This is a genomic window from Neptuniibacter sp. QD37_6, assembly GCF_047778085.1.
Taxonomy (GTDB): domain Bacteria; phylum Pseudomonadota; class Gammaproteobacteria; order Pseudomonadales; family Balneatricaceae; genus Neptuniibacter.
In genome coordinates this window covers 1,724,658-1,744,196 of record NZ_CP180550.1, presented here as the reverse complement: position 1 = coordinate 1,744,196, position 19,539 = coordinate 1,724,658, and the positions used below count along the sequence as shown (strand labels likewise).

General features: G+C 43.9%; 22 protein-coding genes. 13 read left to right on the top strand and 9 right to left on the bottom strand.

The window, feature by feature from the left end; translation table 11 throughout:
• The first annotated feature begins 4 nt into the window (after positions 1-4).
• Genes ACMXYO_RS08195 through ACMXYO_RS08175 form a run of 5 tightly spaced genes read left to right on the top strand, consistent with a single transcriptional unit; the run spans position 5 to position 5,406 of the window.
• Positions 5-637 carry a TorD/DmsD family molecular chaperone gene (locus ACMXYO_RS08195; RefSeq protein ID WP_415888005.1) on the top strand — a complete coding sequence of 211 codons (633 nt, stop codon included), beginning with the start codon at positions 5-7 and terminating at the stop codon, positions 635-637.
• A 51-nt stretch (positions 638-688) separates the two neighbouring features.
• Entirely contained in the window at positions 689-892 is a 204-nt protein-coding gene (locus ACMXYO_RS08190) for a hypothetical protein (protein WP_415881337.1), read from the top strand.
• Positions 893-912: 20 nt separating this feature from the next.
• Entirely contained in the window at positions 913-3,777 is a 2,865-nt protein-coding gene (locus tag ACMXYO_RS08185; RefSeq protein WP_415888004.1) for a molybdopterin-dependent oxidoreductase, read from the top strand.
• Positions 3,778-3,790: 13 nt separating this feature from the next.
• Positions 3,791-4,396 (top strand): formate dehydrogenase FDH3 subunit beta, encoded by a 606-nt coding sequence (gene fdh3B, locus ACMXYO_RS08180; protein WP_415881339.1) that lies wholly within the window; start codon positions 3,791-3,793, stop codon positions 4,394-4,396.
• 56 nt (positions 4,397-4,452) lie between these two features.
• Positions 4,453-5,406 (top strand): formate dehydrogenase subunit gamma, encoded by a 954-nt coding sequence (locus ACMXYO_RS08175; protein ID WP_415888003.1) that lies wholly within the window; start codon positions 4,453-4,455, stop codon positions 5,404-5,406.
• 195 nt (positions 5,407-5,601) lie between these two features.
• Here ACMXYO_RS08175 and ACMXYO_RS08170 read toward each other — a convergent pair whose 3' ends face one another.
• Complete coding sequence (locus ACMXYO_RS08170) at positions 5,602-6,075, bottom strand: Lrp/AsnC family transcriptional regulator (RefSeq protein WP_415888002.1); 474 nt, start codon at positions 6,073-6,075, stop codon at positions 5,602-5,604.
• 146 nt (positions 6,076-6,221) lie between these two features.
• On the opposite strand from ACMXYO_RS08170, the gene ACMXYO_RS08165 reads away from it, so the two are divergent.
• Complete coding sequence (locus ACMXYO_RS08165; protein ID WP_415888001.1) at positions 6,222-7,235, top strand: hypothetical protein; 1,014 nt, start codon at positions 6,222-6,224, stop codon at positions 7,233-7,235.
• Positions 7,236-7,241: 6 nt separating this feature from the next.
• On the top strand, positions 7,242-8,180 hold the full coding sequence (rarD, locus tag ACMXYO_RS08160; protein ID WP_415888000.1) for an EamA family transporter RarD: 939 nt from the start codon (positions 7,242-7,244) through the stop codon (positions 8,178-8,180).
• Between the two features lie 28 nt (positions 8,181-8,208).
• On the opposite strand, the gene ACMXYO_RS08155 is transcribed toward rarD, so the two are convergent.
• A complete protein-coding gene (locus ACMXYO_RS08155; RefSeq protein ID WP_415887999.1) occupies positions 8,209-8,358 on the bottom strand; it encodes a hypothetical protein in 150 nt (49 codons plus the stop codon).
• A gap of 67 nt (positions 8,359-8,425) precedes the next feature.
• Here ACMXYO_RS08155 and ACMXYO_RS08150 point away from each other — a divergent pair.
• Positions 8,426-9,564 (top strand): IS3 family transposase gene (locus ACMXYO_RS08150; protein WP_415887998.1). Its coding sequence is split into 2 segments (ribosomal slippage): positions 8,426-8,663 and positions 8,663-9,564, totalling 1,140 coding nucleotides; the frame shifts between segments, so codons are not numbered across the junction.
• Here the strand turns inward: ACMXYO_RS08150 and ACMXYO_RS08145 are convergent.
• Positions 9,526-9,951 (bottom strand): YqhA family protein, encoded by a 426-nt coding sequence (locus ACMXYO_RS08145; RefSeq protein ID WP_415887997.1) that lies wholly within the window; start codon positions 9,949-9,951, stop codon positions 9,526-9,528. The genes ACMXYO_RS08150 and ACMXYO_RS08145 overlap by 39 nt on opposite strands.
• A 53-nt stretch (positions 9,952-10,004) precedes the next feature.
• Between ACMXYO_RS08145 and ACMXYO_RS08140 the strand changes: the two genes are divergently transcribed.
• The gene (locus ACMXYO_RS08140; RefSeq protein ID WP_415887996.1) at positions 10,005-10,991 is read left to right on the top strand and encodes an ion transporter; all 987 of its coding nucleotides are present in this window, start codon (positions 10,005-10,007) and stop codon (positions 10,989-10,991) included.
• Positions 10,992-11,046: 55 nt separating this feature from the next.
• On the opposite strand, the gene ACMXYO_RS08135 is transcribed toward ACMXYO_RS08140, so the two are convergent.
• The 3 genes from ACMXYO_RS08135 to ACMXYO_RS08125 are packed head-to-tail and all read right to left on the bottom strand — an operon-like array spanning position 11,047 to position 12,311.
• A complete protein-coding gene (locus ACMXYO_RS08135) occupies positions 11,047-11,259 on the bottom strand; it encodes a hypothetical protein (RefSeq protein WP_415887995.1) in 213 nt (70 codons plus the stop codon).
• Between the two features lie 12 nt (positions 11,260-11,271).
• Positions 11,272-11,913 (bottom strand): glutathione S-transferase, encoded by a 642-nt coding sequence (locus ACMXYO_RS08130; protein WP_415887994.1) that lies wholly within the window; start codon positions 11,911-11,913, stop codon positions 11,272-11,274.
• A gap of 8 nt (positions 11,914-11,921) precedes the next feature.
• A complete protein-coding gene (locus ACMXYO_RS08125; RefSeq protein ID WP_415887993.1) occupies positions 11,922-12,311 on the bottom strand; it encodes a YkgJ family cysteine cluster protein in 390 nt (129 codons plus the stop codon).
• A gap of 88 nt (positions 12,312-12,399) precedes the next feature.
• On the opposite strand from ACMXYO_RS08125, the gene ACMXYO_RS08120 reads away from it, so the two are divergent.
• From ACMXYO_RS08120 to ACMXYO_RS08105, 4 genes are all read left to right on the top strand, one after another.
• Positions 12,400-13,170 carry a biotin/lipoate A/B protein ligase family protein gene (locus tag ACMXYO_RS08120; protein ID WP_415887992.1) on the top strand — a complete coding sequence of 257 codons (771 nt, stop codon included), beginning with the start codon at positions 12,400-12,402 and terminating at the stop codon, positions 13,168-13,170.
• A gap of 177 nt (positions 13,171-13,347) precedes the next feature.
• Positions 13,348-14,748 (top strand): FAD-binding oxidoreductase, encoded by a 1,401-nt coding sequence (locus ACMXYO_RS08115; RefSeq protein ID WP_415887991.1) that lies wholly within the window; start codon positions 13,348-13,350, stop codon positions 14,746-14,748.
• Between the two features lie 10 nt (positions 14,749-14,758).
• Complete coding sequence (locus ACMXYO_RS08110) at positions 14,759-16,297, top strand: transglycosylase SLT domain-containing protein (RefSeq protein WP_415887990.1); 1,539 nt, start codon at positions 14,759-14,761, stop codon at positions 16,295-16,297.
• 23 nt (positions 16,298-16,320) lie between these two features.
• Positions 16,321-16,713, top strand: a complete 393-nt coding sequence (locus ACMXYO_RS08105) for a hypothetical protein (protein WP_415887989.1) — start codon at positions 16,321-16,323, stop codon at positions 16,711-16,713.
• Between the two features lie 15 nt (positions 16,714-16,728).
• Here ACMXYO_RS08105 and ACMXYO_RS08100 read toward each other — a convergent pair whose 3' ends face one another.
• From ACMXYO_RS08100 to ACMXYO_RS08090, 3 genes are all read right to left on the bottom strand, one after another.
• Complete coding sequence (locus ACMXYO_RS08100; protein WP_415887988.1) at positions 16,729-17,151, bottom strand: hypothetical protein; 423 nt, start codon at positions 17,149-17,151, stop codon at positions 16,729-16,731.
• A gap of 126 nt (positions 17,152-17,277) precedes the next feature.
• Entirely contained in the window at positions 17,278-17,445 is a 168-nt protein-coding gene (locus ACMXYO_RS08095) for a hypothetical protein (protein WP_415887987.1), read from the bottom strand.
• A gap of 236 nt (positions 17,446-17,681) precedes the next feature.
• Positions 17,682-19,202 (bottom strand): aldehyde dehydrogenase family protein, encoded by a 1,521-nt coding sequence (locus ACMXYO_RS08090; protein ID WP_415887986.1) that lies wholly within the window; start codon positions 19,200-19,202, stop codon positions 17,682-17,684.
• Between the last annotated feature and the right edge of the window lie 337 nt (positions 19,203-19,539).

Genomic DNA, 19,539 nt, shown 5'->3' with positions numbered 1-19,539 from the left:
GGAAATGACTAACATGATTAATGCAGCCCCTGCTCTACAAGAAACAGATGAGCTTCGCGCAGACATTTACGCACTACTAGCAACAATGCTACGCAAACAGCCTGAAGCTGACCTACTTGCTTGGCTTAAAGAGCTTGAATCAGATCAAGATGAAGACACACCAATGGCTCGTGCATGGAGCGCTCTTGCTCTTGCTGCGAAGCACTCTGAGCCATCTCAATTAGAAGATGAATACACCCAACTTTTCATCGGTGTAGGACGTGGTGAGTTAATGCCATTTGCGTGCTGGTACTTAACCGGCTCCCTAATGGAAAAGCCACTTGCCTTCCTACGTGAAGATCTCGAAATTCTTGGTTTTGAACGCCAAGAAAACGTGAAAGAACCAGAAGACCACATTGCGGCGCTATGTGAAGTGATGAGCATGCTGATCCGCACAGGTCGTGGTTATGAAGTACAACACCAGTTTTGGCAGAAACATATCCAAACCTGGGCAGAAAAGTTTTTTACAGATTTGCAGAGCGCAAAAACTGCCGTTTTTTATACTGCGGTTGGCTTGTTAGGTCATGCGTTTATGCAACAGGAAGATAACTGGTACCTGCAGTTATCACCTGCCGCACGTGAGGGCGGAAAACAATAAAAACAGGGCAAAGACAGACAAAATCTGTCGACGTTGATGCGGAGAAACAAAATGAGCCAGCAAGAAAAGCCTAACACAGGCCGCCGCGGCTTCTTGAAGAAACTTGGATTAGCGGGTACTGCCGCTGGTGCAGTTGCCGTAGCAGGCACAGCACAAGCAAAAGTTACTACTGCTGAATCAGGTGAGAAACAGGAAGGTTCCGGTTACAAAGAAACTGAGCACGTTCGTAACTTTTACGAAACTTGTCGTAACTGATAGCCGCAAGAGGTGAGGAAATGAGACTAACGAAAAAATCCGATCAGCCTGCGGCTCCGTCGAAGGCAACCGGTCTAGGTTTGAGCCGCCGTCGCTTCCTGAAGAATTCAGGTGTAGCAGCGGGTGGTGTTGCGACTGCAGGCATCATGGCACCAGGCATGATGAAGCAGGCTGAAGCTGCAACTGTAGCTCCAGGTGCACCTACAGAAGTAAAACGTACTATCTGTTCACACTGCTCTGTAGGTTGCGGTGTTTATGCTGAAGTACAAAACGGTGTTTGGACTGGTCAAGAGCCAGCATTCGACCACCCATTCAACGCAGGTGCACACTGCGCTAAAGGTGCTGCCCTACGTGAGCACGGTCACGGTGACCGTCGTTTGAAATACCCAATGAAGCTTGTTGATGGCAAATGGAAGAAACTATCCTGGGAAGACGCTATCAACGAAGTTGGTGACAAAATGCTACAGGTTCGTAAAGAATCTGGCCCAGATTCAGTTTACTGGTTGGGTTCTGCTAAATTCAGCAACGAACAAGCTTACCTGTTCCGTAAATACGCAGCGTTCTGGGGTACTAACAACGTAGACCACCAAGCGCGTATCTGTCACTCAACAACTGTAGCCGGTGTAGCAAACACTTGGGGTTACGGTGCGATGACAAACTCATTCAACGATATCCACTTCGCAAAATCTATTTTGCTAATTGGTTCTAACCCAGCTGAAGCACACCCTGTTTCTCTACAGCACATTTTCCGTGCTAAAGAGCGTAACAAGGCGCACATCATCTGTGTTGACCCTCGTTTCACTCGTACAGCAGCTCATGCGAACGAATACATCCGCATTCGCCCAGGTTCTGACGTTGCGTTCATCTGGGGTCTGCTGTGGCACATCTTCGAAAACGGTTGGGAAGATAAGCAGTTTATCCAACAGCGCGTATACGGCATGGACGAAGTTCGTGCAGAAGTGAAAAACTGGACACCAGAAGAAGTTGAAAGTGTTACTGGTGTTAAAGAAGCACAAATGCGCCGCGCAGCTAAAGAGCTAGCTGAAAACCGTCCAGGTACTGTTATCTGGTGTATGGGTGGTACTCAGCATACTACGGGTAACAATAATACTCGTGCTTACTGCATCTTGATGCTTGCCCTAGGTAACATGGGTACATCTGGTGGCGGTACTAACATCTTCCGTGGCCATGATAACGTACAGGGTGCTACTGACCTTGGCGTACTATCTCACACCCTACCTGGTTACTACGGTCTTTCTGACGGTGCTTGGAAGCACTGGTCAAAAGTATGGGACGTAGATTTCGAGTGGATGCAAAGCCGCTTCGACCAGAAAGTTCATCGTAAACTGAAGCCTATTAACAACAAAGGTATTCCAGTTTCTCGTTGGATTGACGGCGTTCTAGAAGACAAAAACTTGATGGATCAAAACGATAACGTTCGCGTTATGGTTGCTTGGGGTCACGCTGTGAACTCCCAGACTCGTGGTCCTGAAATGAAGAAAGCGATCGAAAAACTAGATACGCTAGTGATCGTAGATCCGTATCCAACACATGCTGCGGTAATGTCCGATCGTAAAGACGGCGTTTACCTAATCCCAGCATGTACTCAGTTCGAAACTTACGGTTCTGTTACAGCTTCTAACCGTTCTCTACAGTGGCGCGACCAGGTTATCGAGCCTCTATTCGAGTCTAAACCTGACCACGAAATCATGTACTTGTTCGCTAAGAAGTTTGGTTTCGAGAAGCAACTGTTCAAAAACATTGCTATCCAAAACGGCCAGCCGGTAGTTGAAGACATCACTCGTGAATTCAACAAAGGTATGTGGACTATCGGTTACACAGGTCAAAGCCCTGAGCGTCTTAAACTACACCAGAAAAACTGGCACACGTTTAACTACGACACGCTTGCAGGTGAAGGCGGCCCAGCTAATGGCGAATACTACGGTATGCCATGGCCGTGTTGGGGTACAGCTGAACAGGGTCACCCTGGTACTCCTATTCTGTACGATACAAGCAAATCAGTTGCTGAAGGTGGCTTGACCTTCCGTGCACGCTTCGGTGTTGAACGTGACGGCGTAAACCTACTTGCTGAAGGTTCTTTCGGTAAAGGCTCTGACATCAAAGATGGTTACCCAGAATTCACTGACAAACTTCTTAAGAAGCTTGGCTGGTGGGACGACCTTACTGCTGAAGAGAAGAAACTTGCTGAAGGCAAAAACTGGAAAACCGACCTTTCTGGTGGTATCCAGCGTGTTGCTATCGCTCACGGCTGCTCTCCATTCGGTAACGCGAAAGCACGTGCTGTTGTTTGGACATTCCCTGACAAAGTACCTCTACACCGTGAACCGCTATACACGAATCGTCGTGATCTGGTAAGCAAGTACCCAACTTGGGATGATTCTGAGTCCATGTACCGTCTACCGACTATGTACAAGTCTATTCAGGACAAAGATCTTTCTAAAGAGTACCCAATCATTCTTACTTCTGGTCGTCTGGTTGAGTACGAAGGTGGTGGTGAAGAGACTCGTTCTAACCCATGGCTTGCTGAGCTACAACAAGACATGTTCGTTGAAGTACACCCTGCTGATGCAAATACTCTTGGCTTTAAAGATGGCGAAGATGTATGGGTAGAAGGTGCTGAAGGCGGTAAAGTTCTTGTTAAAGCACTTGTTACACGCCGTGTAGAACAAGGCGTTGCATTCATGCCGTTCCACTTCGGTGGTAAGTTCCAGGGTAAAGATCTAACTGATAAGTACCCAGAAGGTGCAGCACCATACGTAACTGGTGAAGCAGCTAACACTGCCACTACTTACGGTTATGACCCAGTTACACAGATGCAGGAAACTAAGGTTACCTTGTGTCGCGTTCAGAAAGCTACTGCGTAAGGAGTAACAGACAATGGCTAGAATGAAATTCCTCTGTGACTCCAAGCGTTGTATCGAATGCAACGGCTGTGTTACAGCATGTAAAAACGCAAATGAAGTGGAATGGGGTATCAACCGTCGCCGCGTTGTAACAATCAACGATGGTGAGCCGGGTGAAACTTCGATCTCCGTAGCATGTATGCATTGTTCTGATGCTCCATGTATGGCGGTCTGCCCTACTGACTGTTTCTATCAGACAGACGACGGCATCGTATTGCATAACAAAGACCTATGTATTGGTTGTGGTTACTGCTTATACGCTTGCCCATTTGGTGCACCACAGTTCCCTAGTGACGCTGCTTTCGGTGAGCGTGGCAAAATGGACAAATGTACATTCTGTGCAGGCGGCCCAGAAGAGGACAACAGTCCTGAAGAGAAAGCGAAGTACGGTGCTAACCGTATCGCTGAGGGTAAACTGCCACTATGTGCAGAGATGTGCTCTACAAAAGCCCTACTTGCTGGTGATGCCAACGACGTTTCTGACATCTTCCGTGAGCGTGTGATCTACCGTGGTCACAACGACGGCGCTTGGTCTATGACAGAAGAAGATCTGTCTTACGACGCAACTCAGAAAGTCTGATAAACCCAACAGGTTGCCGGGAGCCTGCTCCCGGCACATTGACTAGAGGGGACATTATGCTCCGCTTTATATTGCCATCTCGAATTGTTTTGCTGATAGCGCTGCTTTTTTCAGGCTTTGCTCAAGCAGTACCTTCAGATGCCAAAGTTGCCGGTTTCGCTGGTACTGATTATTGGCAGGTTGTGAAGGAAGCTGAAGAAGGTCGCACTCAAGTTCAAGCTCGAGAAGCAGGTCAATTGATCAATGTGAAAGGTGAAGAATGGCGCCACTGGCGTAACCAATGGGTTACACCTGCAGGTGCTTACGCTATTGGCGGCACCCTTGCTGTCCTTGCAATTTTCTACCTAATCATTGGTCAGAAAAAACTTGATCATCCTCGTTCTGGTCAGCTTATTGAGCGCTGGAAACGACTAGATCGAGCAAACCATTGGACTGTGGCTATCCTGTTTATCATCCTTGCAATCTCTGGCTTGAGCATCCTTTACGGGAAGTTTTTCCTAAGAGCAGCGATGGGTGATTCGTTGTGGGCAAGCTACATTATGCTTTGCAAGCTAGCACATAACTACTTAGGTCCGATCTTTGTTATTGGCCTATTGTTTATGATTGTTCGCTGGATCAAACATAACTTCTTTAACCGTACAGACCTAATCTGGTTCCTGAAAGGTGGCGGCATTATCGGTAAAGCCCATCCAAGTGCTGGATACATGAATGGCGGTGAAAAAGTATGGTTCTGGCTTCTAACAATCGTTGGTATCGTTGTTTGCGGTAGCGGCTTGGTTTTGGATTTCCAAAACTTCGGCCAAGTTCGTGAAACTATGCAAATTGCCAACTTACTACATGCTGCTGGCTCTTTGATTCTGATTGTTGGCTCTTTTGGTCACATCTATATCGGTACTGTAGGTACTGAAGGTGCACTGGAAGGCATGAAGACAGGTTACGTTGATGAAACCTGGGCTAAACAACATCACGATCTGTGGTATGAAGAGGTTAAAGGCAAACAGGATAGTTAATTCCTGTCTGTTTAACACCTCTAACCCGGTGCCTTTTATTTAGTTATACAGCACTGAATAAAAGGCACATCACTATCTTCACCATAACGTTTGTACATACCCTGACAAACGTGCTTCTTTTGCCGGCTTACCCAAGCCGGCTTTTTTGTGTCTGTAATAACTCTAGTTGAATGCCCTCTTCTGTAAGTACTTCACTTAAAGATGTTCCACATCTACCTCTGTGGTGAACTTATTTCTACGTAAAGAGATTAACGAACGGAACTTTCTAAGATTAGGATCACTAGCTAAATCTCGTCGAGCAAAAGCCTCGTATGCTTCCATATCCGGTACCATAATGACCAATACAAAATCTATGTCACCCGTTACCTGATAACACTGGGTAACCTCTGCGGCTTCCTGCATTTTGCGCATAAACATATCATGGACATCGATAGAGTCTCGGATCATCTCAACCTCTACGATGATATTCAGCACTTTACCCAAAGCTCGCGGGTTCACTATTGCTACATCAGCCATAATGATGCCCTGCTCACGTAACTGTTTAACCCGTCGCAAACAGGCAGGTGGTGATAAGCCTACCTCCTCGGCTAAAGCTTGGTTACTGATACGATTATCAACCTGTAGACATTTAAGGATATGACGATCAATGCGATCTAATTGAACATCCATTAGATTCCACTCATTAACTATTTTTTTTAATTAAATTAGAAAATCCACGAAAAAACAAAATTTTTATTAATTTTTTACATAGTTTTTCGAATTTCATTTTTGCAAGCTTAATTAAAATAGCTAATTCAATCCACTGAAGCTTTGCGATGATGATTAAGCCAGTTAGTACACATGATCTTTTAACCAAAACACTGCCCGATCTAGGCCTTGAGATCTATGCCGTCTGCTTACTACTATTCAAGCTAACCATACCTATCATCATTGCTGTAAAGATCCTAGAAGAGATTGGCGCAATTCCTTACATCAGCGCTGTGTTAGAACCGTTAATACTATTTGTAGGCTTACCCGAGTCCATGGGCATCGTTTGGGCAACCACCATGCTCACCAATATCTACGCCGGCTTAGTGATTTTCTTTCAAACAGCGCCTCAAGAGAATCTCAGTATTGCCCAAGTTACAGTTCTAGGCACTATGCTGCTTGTCGCTCATGGCCTTCCGCTAGAATTACGAATCACTCAGAAAGCGGGTACGCGCCTTATATTTGCCTTTCTTTTACGCTTTGTTGGCGCACTTGTTTTAGGTGCTTTACTTAATCTGACCTATTCTGCAGGAAACTGGCTTAACGCACCTGTCGAGCTGTTGTGGCAACCTGAAGCTACCGACCCAAGCCTGACTAACTGGGTACTCACCCAACTACAAAGCCTTGCCATGATCGTGGTGATAGTCACAGTACTACTCACACTTCTAAAGCTACTTCGTTGGTTGCACATAGAACGACTTATGATTTGGTTGCTACAACCTTTTTTAAGGTTTATGGGCATCAGCCAGAAAGCCACGTCTCTGGCGATTGTCGGTGTCACTTTAGGTTTATCCTTTGGCGGCGGTCTACTTATCCGTGAAGCAGAAAGTGGCAATGTTAGCCCTAAAGACTGCTTTTCAGCACTTTGCTTACTTAGCCTTTGCCACAGCCTAATTGAAGACACGTTACTCATTATGACTATGGGGGCTGATCTTTCTGGGATTCTGTGGGCTAGGCTTTTTTTCAGCATTCTACTCATCAGTTTACTAACCCGCTTAGTCTCTTTAACCAGCGATAGTTTTCAACAACGTTTTCTGTTTAGAGACGTATCACTCCCTAATACCCAAAGCCTAAAACAGTAATTTGATATGCAGAATCTGAGTGCCAGCGAGCACCAAAAAGGTATTTACTATGCTGTCGCCGCGTTTCTTATGTGGGGACTTGTACCGGTTTATTTTAAAGCGGTCGATGACGTACCGGCATTTGAAGTCTTAGCACATCGAGTAGTTTGGTCGGTGGTTTTCCTGGTCCTTTTCCTGTTTCTTAAAGGAAAGCTGAGTGAGCTTACTACACTCAGAAACAACCCTAAGATCTTGCTCAGCCTCGGCCTGTCAGCATTAGTTATTTCTATTAATTGGTTAGTATTTATATGGGCGGTTTCCGAACAAAGAATAGTTGAAGCAACCCTAGGTTATTTTATTAACCCATTGATAAATATAGTTTTTGGCTTCTTTCTTTTTTCAGAAAGACTTCGTTTTTTACAATGGATCGCTGTTGCCATTGCCACTGTAGCAGTACTTTACCAAATCATTTTAATTGGTGAACTGCCTTGGGTTGCACTCACACTAGCCACCAGCTTTTCTATCTATAGCGTATTGCGAAAGAAGATCCCGATAGACTCAATTACAGGCCTATTAGTTGAGACTCTATGGCTGTTTCCAATGGCCTTGGTATATATGATTTGGCTTAGCGCACAAAACAACTTTGTACTGCAAAATGGCTCTACAGATATACAAATGCTGTTGCTAGCTGCTGGGCTTGTGACTAGCCTGCCTTTGATAGCGTTTGCAGCAGGTGCTAGAAGATTAAGCCTCACTATGGTTGGCCTACTCCAATACATAGGCCCAAGCATCGCTTTTCTTATTGCGGTGTTTTATTACAACGAACCCATGGATCAAAATCGACTCATTACATTCGTGATGATCTGGATAGCTTTAGCGATCTTTAGTGTCGAAGGTGTGCTCGTTCAACAACGAAAAAAGCAGGATACACTGATGCCTAAAACAGCAGAGAGTACTCAAGGCTAGGACAACTCCTAGCCTTGGTGAATTAGTTCTACTTAGCTTGCTTGTCTTTCATTTTGGCATTAGTTAAGAACAAAGCTAAACCGAGTAAAGCCACTGATGCTGCATACATAAGAAGATCTGACGGTTCTGATATTTCCATCTCTGTACTTAAAGAAAGAAATTTAACAATCAACATCATGATGGTAAGCCCCCAGTTCTCTAGACACCTCATAGATATATAATCGACGAAAATAATGAGGTGTACGATGCGCGGAAAACGTTACCCAGAAGAATTCAAAATCCAAGCGGTTAAGCAGGTCACGGATAAGGGCTATACGATTACTGATGTCGCTGAGCGACTCGGTGTAACTTATAAAAGCCTTTACGCTTGGGTGCAAAAATACAGCCAGCCCGATAGCTGCCGACAAGCGGATGATGCCCAGTCCGCTGAGATCAAAAAACTCAAAGCTGAATTACGCCGCGTCACTGAAGAGCGTGACATTTTAAAGGAAGCCGCGGTGTACTTCGCAGGGGAGTCAAAGAAAAGTACACGTTCATAAAGTCGCGACTCAAGAAATTTCGTGTAGCCGTCATGTGTCGTGTATTGGCTGTCCATCGCAGCGGCTTTTACGTATGGTTGAAGCAACCTTTTAGCCCTCGAGCACGCGAAGACCAACGCTTAGCAGTAAAGATTAAACAGTTTTGGCTTGAAAGCGGCTGTGTGTATGGTTACCGCAATATCACTATCGATTTAAAACGAGATGGTGAGCTATGCGGAAAGAACAGAGTGCATCGTATTATGCGTAGCGAAGGTTTGTCGGCTGTCCGTGGTTATCGCCGTCACCCTGGTTTCAAAGGAGGAAAACGACACCCTGCTGCCGAAAATATCCTTAATCGAGCATTCGAGGTCACTCAGCCTGATCAAGTGTGGGTAACTGATTTCACATACATTAGAACCTACGAAGGTTGGTTATATCTCACGGTAGTGATTGATCTGTTCTCACGTAAAGTCATCGGTTGGACGATGAAAAGCTCACCCAAAACAGACCTCGTTATCGATGCGTTACTGATGGCTATTTGGGGTCGAAGACCAACAACAAAGGTTCTTGTTCATTCAGATCAAGGGGTTCAATATACCTCAGGTGACTGGCGTAGGTTCCTTAAGGATCATAATCTGGAAGCCAGTATGAGTCGTCGTGGTAATTGCCATGACAATGCTGTTGCGGAGTCGTTTTTTTCGTTACTCAAAAAGGATCGAGTTCAACGGAAGATTTATAGAACACGCGATGAGGCTAGAGCTGAGATATTTGATTACATAGAAGGTTTCTATAACCCTCGAAGAAATCATGGTACTAATGATGGGCTGTCACCAGCGGAAGCTGAAAGGCAGTTTTTTAGAAACTAGAAAGTGTCTAGAATTTTGGGGTCTTACCATGATGACCATAGCACCCAGCTTACCTTTGAGCTGATCAATACTCTCAATGACAAGCAGCTTCGGTCGTTGACTGCTACCACCTTCAACATTCATCTTGCTGATAAAGATTTCGTAGATACCAAAACCAAACATCAACATCACGCCTGCCATCAATGCCTGATCGATGATTTCGATAAGGATCATCAACAACTCGGTACGCGCATTCAAACCAATACCTTCTGAGAACGCTACTTGCGCTAAGTGAACAAAGTCATAAATCACAAATCCCACCAGCAATAATGCACCGGCCATTACTGAAAAAACAGTCAAAAGCATAATCCATCTTAATGACCATAATCCTTGCTCAACCTTTCTCATCACCTAACTCCTTTATTAAGGTGTAATACTGAAAATTTGCGCAAGTATTTTACATGGTAATTGAGTTCAAAACGCTCCTTCAAGGCTGTTTATCATCCCACCGCCTGATAAATATGAAGCGGATAGCATCAGCTAAAGACTCGCTAAAGAACGACGTATTTTTTCACCAAAAGATCTATCCAACCTTGCCAAACAACAGTAAAGTTCACGCTGAATTATTTACTCGAGTTTTGGTAACCATGAGCACGCTAACCCTTCAGGATAAATTCTTTAAACTCCGCAACAATCGCATTTTTGAATTCTTTGTTGTTGCAGTCATTATCTTTTCTGCCTTGGTTATTGGCGCAAAGACCTACGATATTCCCGATCATGTATTAACGCTTATTAGCTGGCTTGATACAGGTATCACCCTATTCTTTCTAGTTGAGATAACGGTACGTTTTATTGGTGAACCGGATAAAAAGAACTTCTTTAAGAACCCCTGGAATGTCTTTGACACGATCATCGTCGTAGTCAGCTTGATTCCTATCCAAGACAGTGAAATGGCACTGATCGGCCGACTGATCCGTATCTTCCGTGTATTACGAATGGTATCTATGGTGCCTGAATTGCGCTTACTGCTTAACTCACTGATAAAGGCATTACCGCAGCTAGGCTACGTTATCCTGTTGATGTTCATCATCTTCTATATTTATGCAGCAATCGGCGCTTCATTCTTTGCTCATATCAACCCAACGCTTTGGGGAGATATCTCAATTTCAATGCTCACGCTATTTAGGGTTATGACATTCGAAGATTGGACGGATGTTATGTACGAGACCATGGCCGTGTATTCATTCAGTTGGATTTTCTATCTCACTTTCATCTTTCTAACCACATTTGCATTCCTGAACATGGTGATCGGTATCGTTGTAAATGTGATGGAAAATGAGCATGCCGAAGAAGCCAAAGAAAAAGCGCTGGCAGATGGCGACTTAACCATCGAAGACCTTTCGAAACAGATCGAAGAGCTAAAACAACTCATTAAAGAGAAGCAGTAATAACGACAAGGGGAGCCATTTGGCTCCCCTTTTATTTCATTAACATAAATAACGTTCATTTTTTCGGATTTTGCTTCCGAAAAGCACACTCGCCCTCAACCATCGATTCTGGCAATAATAGCTCCTTGCATGCATCGCACCATGCTTTATTGTCAGGATCACATAATGTCGCTGCCGCTTCACCAAGATTATGCTCACTCTCAGCAGCATTTGCAGGCTTTAATTTGTTTTTTAACTTATAACTTAGGGTCATAGCATCCTTGTCCATCTCGTAAGGTATCTATTCTGGAAACACGATCAATTCTTGTAATTCTTTCCAAGGTTTATATTTCTTCATCACACGAAGAAAGAGTTCTGATTCTTTAAACTCTTCTAACCATTTTTGCAGATAGGGATAATCTGTCGAGTTAAACCAAACGAGATCCACATGTGCAAACTGCCTGATAAACGGTAAAAGCGCATAGTCGGCTAAAGATTTACCATTCTCCAGCAGAGATCCCCCATGCTGCTGTAACAGCTTTTCTAGTTGCACCAACCATAGCTCACATTTATTACGGTAATAGGACTGTGAGTGCTCTGGATGACGATCAGAGTATTTGTACTTATCTAACCAGCTCTTGAAATTATGATCATTTTCTTTGATCAACTGATCAATCTGATTACTATCTGCATCAAGCCAAGCCTCTGAATCATTCTGATCCAATGCCCAGTGCATAATATCCAAACTTTCATCTATGACAGTACCATCAGGAAGCAATAGAACAGGAACAGTTCCCTTAGGTGAGATTTCAAGCATATGCTCTGGTTTGTCTCTTAGCACAATCTCTCTGAGCTCTACCTCGATACCTGACTGAGCAATAGCCAACCGCCCTCTAATTGCATAGGGGCAACGACGAAATGAATACAGGATAGGTCGATTCATACTCTGCTCTATTTTGGCTGATAAGCACAGAAACCCGGCTTAGGACCAACCTTAGGGTGGTTTCTACAAGTATCAGGGCGTTCCAGATAGATAGTACACAATCTTGTTTTTTGATCTAGATAGATACAATCATCATTAGCATAGCGCGATAGTGTGTAAATTTCTGATTTATGATTAAAGAGCCCTACCACACCCTCTTTCATCAAACGCTTAGCTAAACGCTTCGCAGGCTCACCTGCCTCAAATTCATCCACTACACCCATTCTTACTAAATCACTAAAGCGAACTTCTACAGGTAAGCTACAGCAAGTGCCTCTGCAAGAATCGCAGTGACTACTCTTATACTTTACCCAAGTGCTCAAGTTATCTACGTTGGCTGCAGGAATTGTTTTGTTCATTTAGATTATTCAGCGTGCTATAAATTTGAGGGCGATCATAGCATCATCGAATGCATGAACAACCCCTAATTGTTTATTCGGAGCTTTAATGTCTGAAACCAGTTTTACAGATATTTTCACCCAACAAAAAAGATGGCGAATTATCGATGAGCCAATCTGCTGCAACCCTATACAAGCTCTTGAACAAGATTTCGCCTTATTAAAAGAGGTCGCACAAACTAAACGGGGAGCAACCGCACGCATTTGGGAAACAACCCAATGCCTAGTTGCCACTAGGAAGGAAACTCGATTCCCAAACTTTGAACAAGCCTGCCAACAACTCGAACAAGAACAATGGCCCGTTATCGTCCGTGACAGTGGTGGTACTGCAGTTCCTCTGCAACAAGGCATTCTTAATCTAGCCGTTATATTTCCGCAGCGAACGGATCAGGCTTTTGATTTAGATATGGTTTATATCGCCTTGTGCGAACCCATTAAACGCGCACTATCAAATATCGGACTCAAGGCAGATTACGGCAGCACCGAAGGCTCTTATTGCGATGGCCGTTACAATCTAAATGTCGACGGCCTGAAAATTACTGGCACAGCACAAAAAATTATGTTGTCACCGCCTAACAACAAAAATGTAAAACAAGGAGTGCTTGCCCAAGCGATGCTGATGGTAGATGTTGATGCCGAAACTGGAACACATTGGGTTAATCGCTTTTACCAACTGGCTGGAAATGATCGCCGCTTTAAACCTGAGGTCGCAACCAGTCTTATAGACCTTCTTGACCATACTCAGCGACCTGAACAATTTACTGCCTATATCCGAGCGCTGATTATTGAAGAGTTAAAAAAACTGACCTTGTCACAGTAATTTAACAATCACACTCAATAATAGACAACGTTCACGGACACGAGCTGCCGGGCAAAGGAAAGCCCACTCTCTGTATCTGCTGTATTTACCTAGGTACTTATCATCCTAATAGCTTGTTCTTATTAATAAATTATTGCTTTAATGTAGTAACAACAATAAAAAATGAGCTGATGACCTATGCGTGCGCATAAACATTATTCTCAAGCTAATCTAAAGAAAGTCATCACTGAATTGGCCACTACTTTTAGTGATCGAATAGACCTATCCAAACCTGTATGTGAGCAGCATGGTCAAGGGGAAGATAGCTATGGTTGTATCGCGCCCGATGCAGTTGTTTACCCTTTTAGTAACGAAGAAGTCGCTCAAGTCGTCAAACTCTGCAATCAATATAAAATTCCCGTCATTCCCTTTGGCGTTGGTTCTTCTGTCGAAGGACATCTACTCGCCGTCAACGGTGGCATATCAATCGATCTATCAGAAATGGATCAGGTAATAGAAATCAATGCCGCCGATATGGATTGTCGCGTTCAAGCAGGTGTAACTAGGGAAGCGCTCAATCTAGCCTTGCGCTATGACGGCTTATTTTTCCCAGTTGATCCTGGTGCCAATGCGAGTATTGGCGGTATGGCAGCAACACAAGCCTCAGGCACTAACGCCGTACGCTATGGCACCATGCTTGATGCCGTTATCGGCTTAACTGTGGTAACACCTGAAGGCGACATTATAAAAACAGGTACACGTAGCCGCAAAAGCTCTGCTGGTTACAACTTAACGCAGTTGCTGGTCGGCTCTGAGGGCACCTTAGGCGTTATCACAGAGATCCAACTTCGCCTTCACCCTATTCCCGAAATCATTCGCGCAGCCGTATGCAGCTTTAAAACTGTGGCCGACGCTACCGATACAGTTATCAATGCCATGCAGCTGTCCATTCCTCTTGCTCGAATAGAACTGCTTAACAAAGCCCAAATGCAAGCTTGCATTGAATTTTCTCAGCTACACGAACTAACTGCTGAACCAACCCTTTTTGTCGAGTTTCACGGCTCTAAAGCCAAGATTGAAGAAGACATTACGCTCCTGAAAGATATCTGCAATGAATTCGGCGGTAGTGAATTTATTTGGGCTGAAAATACCGAAGATCGAAACCGCCTATGGCAAGCACGACACAATGCTTACAATGCGGCTCATCAGATTATTCCTAACGGAAAAGTACTTACAACCGATGTATGTGTTCCAATTTCAGCCCTAGCTAGAAGTATCTTACAAGCTGAAGCAGATGCCGAGTTAACCAACTTACCCTGCCCGATCGTTGGCCATGTTGGTGACGGTAACTACCACGTCCTAATTGTTTTCGATCCAGAAAATCATAACCAACATCAAGCAGCTAAAGCACTAGCAGAAAAGATCGTAAGCAACGCCTTAGCTCTAGGTGGCACTTGTACAGGTGAACACGGAATCGGCTTTGGAAAAAAACAATATCTGCTGGATGAGCATGAAACTTCGATATATAGCATGAAGCTTGTTAAGCGGGCTTTGGATCCAAATAACATTATGAATCCCGGCAAGGTTATTGATCTGTGAGGCCAAAGCTTTGATCAAACAAATACTCCTCTTCAGCTCTCTACTCACATGCTCATACCTATTGACTGGTTGTGACAGCTCCGAAAATCAAAGCCTTCCCCCAAATCAAACCACAACAACAGCTCATCCAGCAAATTCTACTACTCCCCATGAAGCACAATCATCAACAGAGCTGATTCCCAAAGGTATCCTTTCTACTGACAAGCTAGAGCCTTTCTGGGGCGATCTTGATGAGATGAAAGATCGAAAGCTGATCAGAGCCTTAGTCACGTATAGTAAGACCGACTTTTTCATCCATAACGGCAAGATCAAAGGACTACAAGCCGAACTGCTACAAAACTACGAAAACCATATAAATAAAGGGATTAAGAAAGAGATAGACAAAACAAAGATTGTCTATATTCCGGTTACCTTTGATCAACTAATCCCCTCTCTTGTCGAAGGCAAAGGCGACATCAGCGCGGCGCTACTAACAGCAACAGACGAAAGAAAAAAACTGATAGATTTCACAAAGAGTAAATATTCAGAAGTATCCGAAGTTATTGTCAGGCACAAAACCGCACCAAAAATTGATTCATTAGAAGACCTTGCAAGAAAGACTATTCTCGTTCTGAAAGGAAGCAGCTACGCAGAGCACCTGCATCGATTAAATAAACAAGCCGTATTTAAAGAAAATGCTATCCATATAATTGAGGCTGATAGCACCTTACTTAGCGAGGATATTTTAGAAATCGTAAATGCGGGTATTTATAACTACACCATCATTGATGATTACAAAGCCATACTCTGGCTTAAAACCCTCACCAACTTAGAGATTGCTGAAAAAATTAATTTGAGTAAAAAGAACAGTCTGGGCTGGGGAGTCAGAAAACAGACGCCACTTCTTCAGGACAGCCTGAATGAATTCATCCATTCGAACGTTCAGAAAGGCTCTCTTCTCGGCAATATCTTAATCAAACGCTACCTAGGCTCAACTAAGCGAATAACAAATCCCCTACTCGATTTGGAACGCGACCGCTTAATTCGCTTACTACCTCATTTTGAAAAATACGCAGAAAAGTACCAATTAGACCCTCTTGCATTGGCAGCACAGGCTTATCAGGAATCCCAACTCAAACAGGACACAAAAAGCCATAAAGGTGCAGTCGGAGTAATGCAGTTACTGCCTTCAACTGCAGCCGATCCAAATGTGAATATCAAAGAAATACACAAGGTTGATAACAATATACATGCGGGTGCAAAGTATATGGATTTCCTATCTCGACACTATTTACCCTCTGAAGAGATAACGCCTATCAATCGCTTTCTCTTAAGCTTAGCCGCCTATAACGCCGGCCCTGGCAATCTACGTAAAATGCAAAAACTAACAACTAAAATGGGATTAGATCAAAACGTATGGTTTGGAAATGTTGAGATCGCAGCAGGAAGGATTATTGGACGGGAAACAGTGCACTACGTTTCTAACATCTACAAATATTACACGATCTATAATTTATCTAAGCTTATCTATACCGAAAGGGTCCAAACTCTTCAGCAATACGTAAAATAGATAAAACAGAAAGAGACAGGCTAATGAAAAAGATAATCACAGGCCTTTGTTTAATTGCCTTAGGTGGTTGCTATAGCATCCCAAGAACCTTACCCGCAGATGGCTACTTAATAGATACAAGAATGGGGCTGATGTGCCATGTTACAGAGTGTTATTACCTTGATCTAATTGGTAGCTCATCCGACGAGCTCACAGTCGCCAAAGCATATGGCCTACCCGTCAAAACATACACATGGTCAACAGAACAGTTTGTCGAACTTATGCTAAACCCTCCAGAACAGCTTTATAAAGCCGAAAAGCTTTCTGATCATGAATATCAGATTCCCTATAACGCAGCTACGACAGCGGCCTTCAAGGTTTTAGACGATGAAGACCTACTAATCTATCGTATTGGCGGCAATAGCAAAGGTTTATAAGGTACTGAATGGGAACTATGGTTTCTCTAACCAGATTCGCCATGTAGTAGATCCATTAACACGCAGATAATATTCGCCGGCCTCTTCGATCAAGTAAGTATCTTCACCACCTCCACCTATGTGGAGGTTTTGAACGATATTATCTTCGCTATCATGTAACGCTAATACAAAGATGGCACCATCACTCTGAAACCTTAATTGAGTAGGCTCAGAGACCTTAAACATCTCCGTTTTAGCTGTACGCTTACCTGCAAAATTAGGCTTACTCGCACTCAAGGCCTTCAAGTCTAAATTGTCGTAACACTCCAAACGCCTTTCAGGCTGCACTATAGCTCTGCTTTGTTCAAACGCAGCATTAATATCAGCAGATACAGGTAAAGATGCTGCCAGAAACCCAGTGGATATAAGAGCTAATATAGAGCGGTTCTTAACGAACATAATAAGAAATCCTAATTCGATTGCAGTAAGCGAAGATGATCATAAGACTTAGCTTTAGTTTGAAGCTTACAACTCCGGTCATCCTCTGGATCGTCACACAGGACTTTTACACCATCAGGGTAATGACTAAGGAACAAACAATAGCCCACCGCTTTCGGTTTCATTGCGCGCTAAGCTCTGTTCGACACAATCAGACTTCATCATTATGAGCCGCTTTACTTGATAGTCTTTTACAGAGGCAAAAGCACTCACAGAGACCAAACTTAAGATAAGGATAGATAAAGTATTACGCACGAAAACCTCCCTTTAAATCAGAGTGTTAAACAAGCTTAACATCTAAAAATTAATATCAGGGATTTCGGGAAATGAGACAGACCTAAAGTACCAATTGTACCAGCACCCTAAGTCTAGGCAGGATCAAGACATAAAAAAGCGGCCCTCAGAGGGGCCGCAATAAACGCAAGAAGCTACTTGAAATAGCTTACTTGAGAGCTAGCAATGTTCAGATGCCAGCTCTCGTGGACTTCCGCTTAGAAGAAGCCTAGAGGACTTTCGCTGTAGCTAACCAACATGTTCTTAGTTTGCTGGTAGTGCTCAAGAATCATCTTGTGAGTTTCACGACCTACACCAGACTTCTTGTAACCGCCGAACGCAGCGTGTGCTGGGTATAGGTGGTAGCAGTTCATCCATACACGGCCAGCTTCGATGCCACGACCCATGCGGTAAGCAACGTTAGTGTCACGTGACCATACACCTGCACCTAGACCGAACTCAGTGTCGTTCGCGATAGCTAGTGCTTCTGCTTCGTCTTTAAATGTAGTTACAGAAACTACTGGGCCGAAGATCTCTTCTTGGAAAACGCGCATGTCGTTTGTACCTTTTAGAAGAGTTGGCTTGATGTAGTAACCACTACCGAAATCACCTTCTAGTTTTTCGATACCGCCGCCCGCTAGCACTTCAGCACCTTCGTCACGACCGATGTCGATGTAACCTAGGATCTTGTCGAACTGCTCTTGAGAAGCCTGAGCACCAACCATTGTTTCAGTATCTAGTGGGTTACCACGTTTGATCTGACCCATACGCTCAACAACTTTAGCAAGGAACTCATCAGCAATATCTTCTTGAACTAGAAGACGAGAAGGACAAGTACATACTTCACCCTGGTTGAAGAATGCTAGTACCGCACCTTCAACAGCTTTGCTTACGAACTCATCGTCCTGAGCCATAACGTCGTTGAAGTAGATGTTTGGAGACTTACCACCTAGCTCTGTAGTAGATGGGATGATGTTCTCTGCAGCACATTTCATGATGTGAGAACCAACTGGAGTAGAACCAGTGAATGCGATCTTAGCAATACGTGTGCTAGATGCTAGAGCCTGACCTGCTTCGCCACCGAAACCGTTTACAATGTTCAGTACGCCTGCTGGTAGAGCTTCCTGGATGCACTCAAGAAGAATAAGGATAGATACTGGAGTCGCTTCAGCTGGCTTCAGTACGATAGAGTTACCTGCTGCTAGTGCTGGAGCAATTTTCCATGCAGCCATTAGTAGCGGGAAGTTCCAAGGGATGATCTGGCCAACAACACCTAGTGGCTCGTGGAAGTGGTAAGCAACAGTTGTTTCGTCGATCTCACCGATAGAACCTTCTTGTGCACGGATGCAACCAGCGAAGTAACGGAAGTGATCTGCCATTAGAGGAACGTCTGCAGCTAGTGTTTCACGAACCGCTTTACCGTTGTCCCAAGTTTCAGATACAGCCAAACGCTCTAGGTTAGCGTCGATTAGCTCAGCACACTTCAATAGAACGTTCTGACGTTCGATTGGAGAAGTTTTGCCCCAAGTTACCTGTGCAGCATGAGCAGCGTCCAATGCCAATTCAATATCTTCAGCAGTGGAACGTGGAATTTCACAAATTGGTTCACCAGTTACAGGCGAGTTATTGGTGAAGTATTCACCTTTAACAGGAGCTACCCACTCACCGTTAATGAAGTTGCCATAACGTTCTTTAAAGGAAACAACTGAACCTTCTGTACCCGGCTTAGCGTAAATCATCTTCTAAGTGCCTCTTTATATTTATCTTACTGCCGTCTCTACTGACAGTTAATTTACTTTACCAACCAATATTAGCTATCCAGCAAGAAATACAGGTATCATCCCTTGGCATTGAAAAATTAATTATTTAGTACTAGTTATCGAGGCCCCACCCCTACGGGCTTTCAACCTAACAGCTGTTAGAAAACAGAAAAACAAGTAGTAACCTACTGATTAGCAAAGATATTCAGCGATAACAAAATGTCTTTTTACGCTTACCAACCCATATAAATAAACATCAAATAGCTATAGTCTTATGCTATAAGAGATTTTCAAGGCGAATAAATTACGAGGCCGG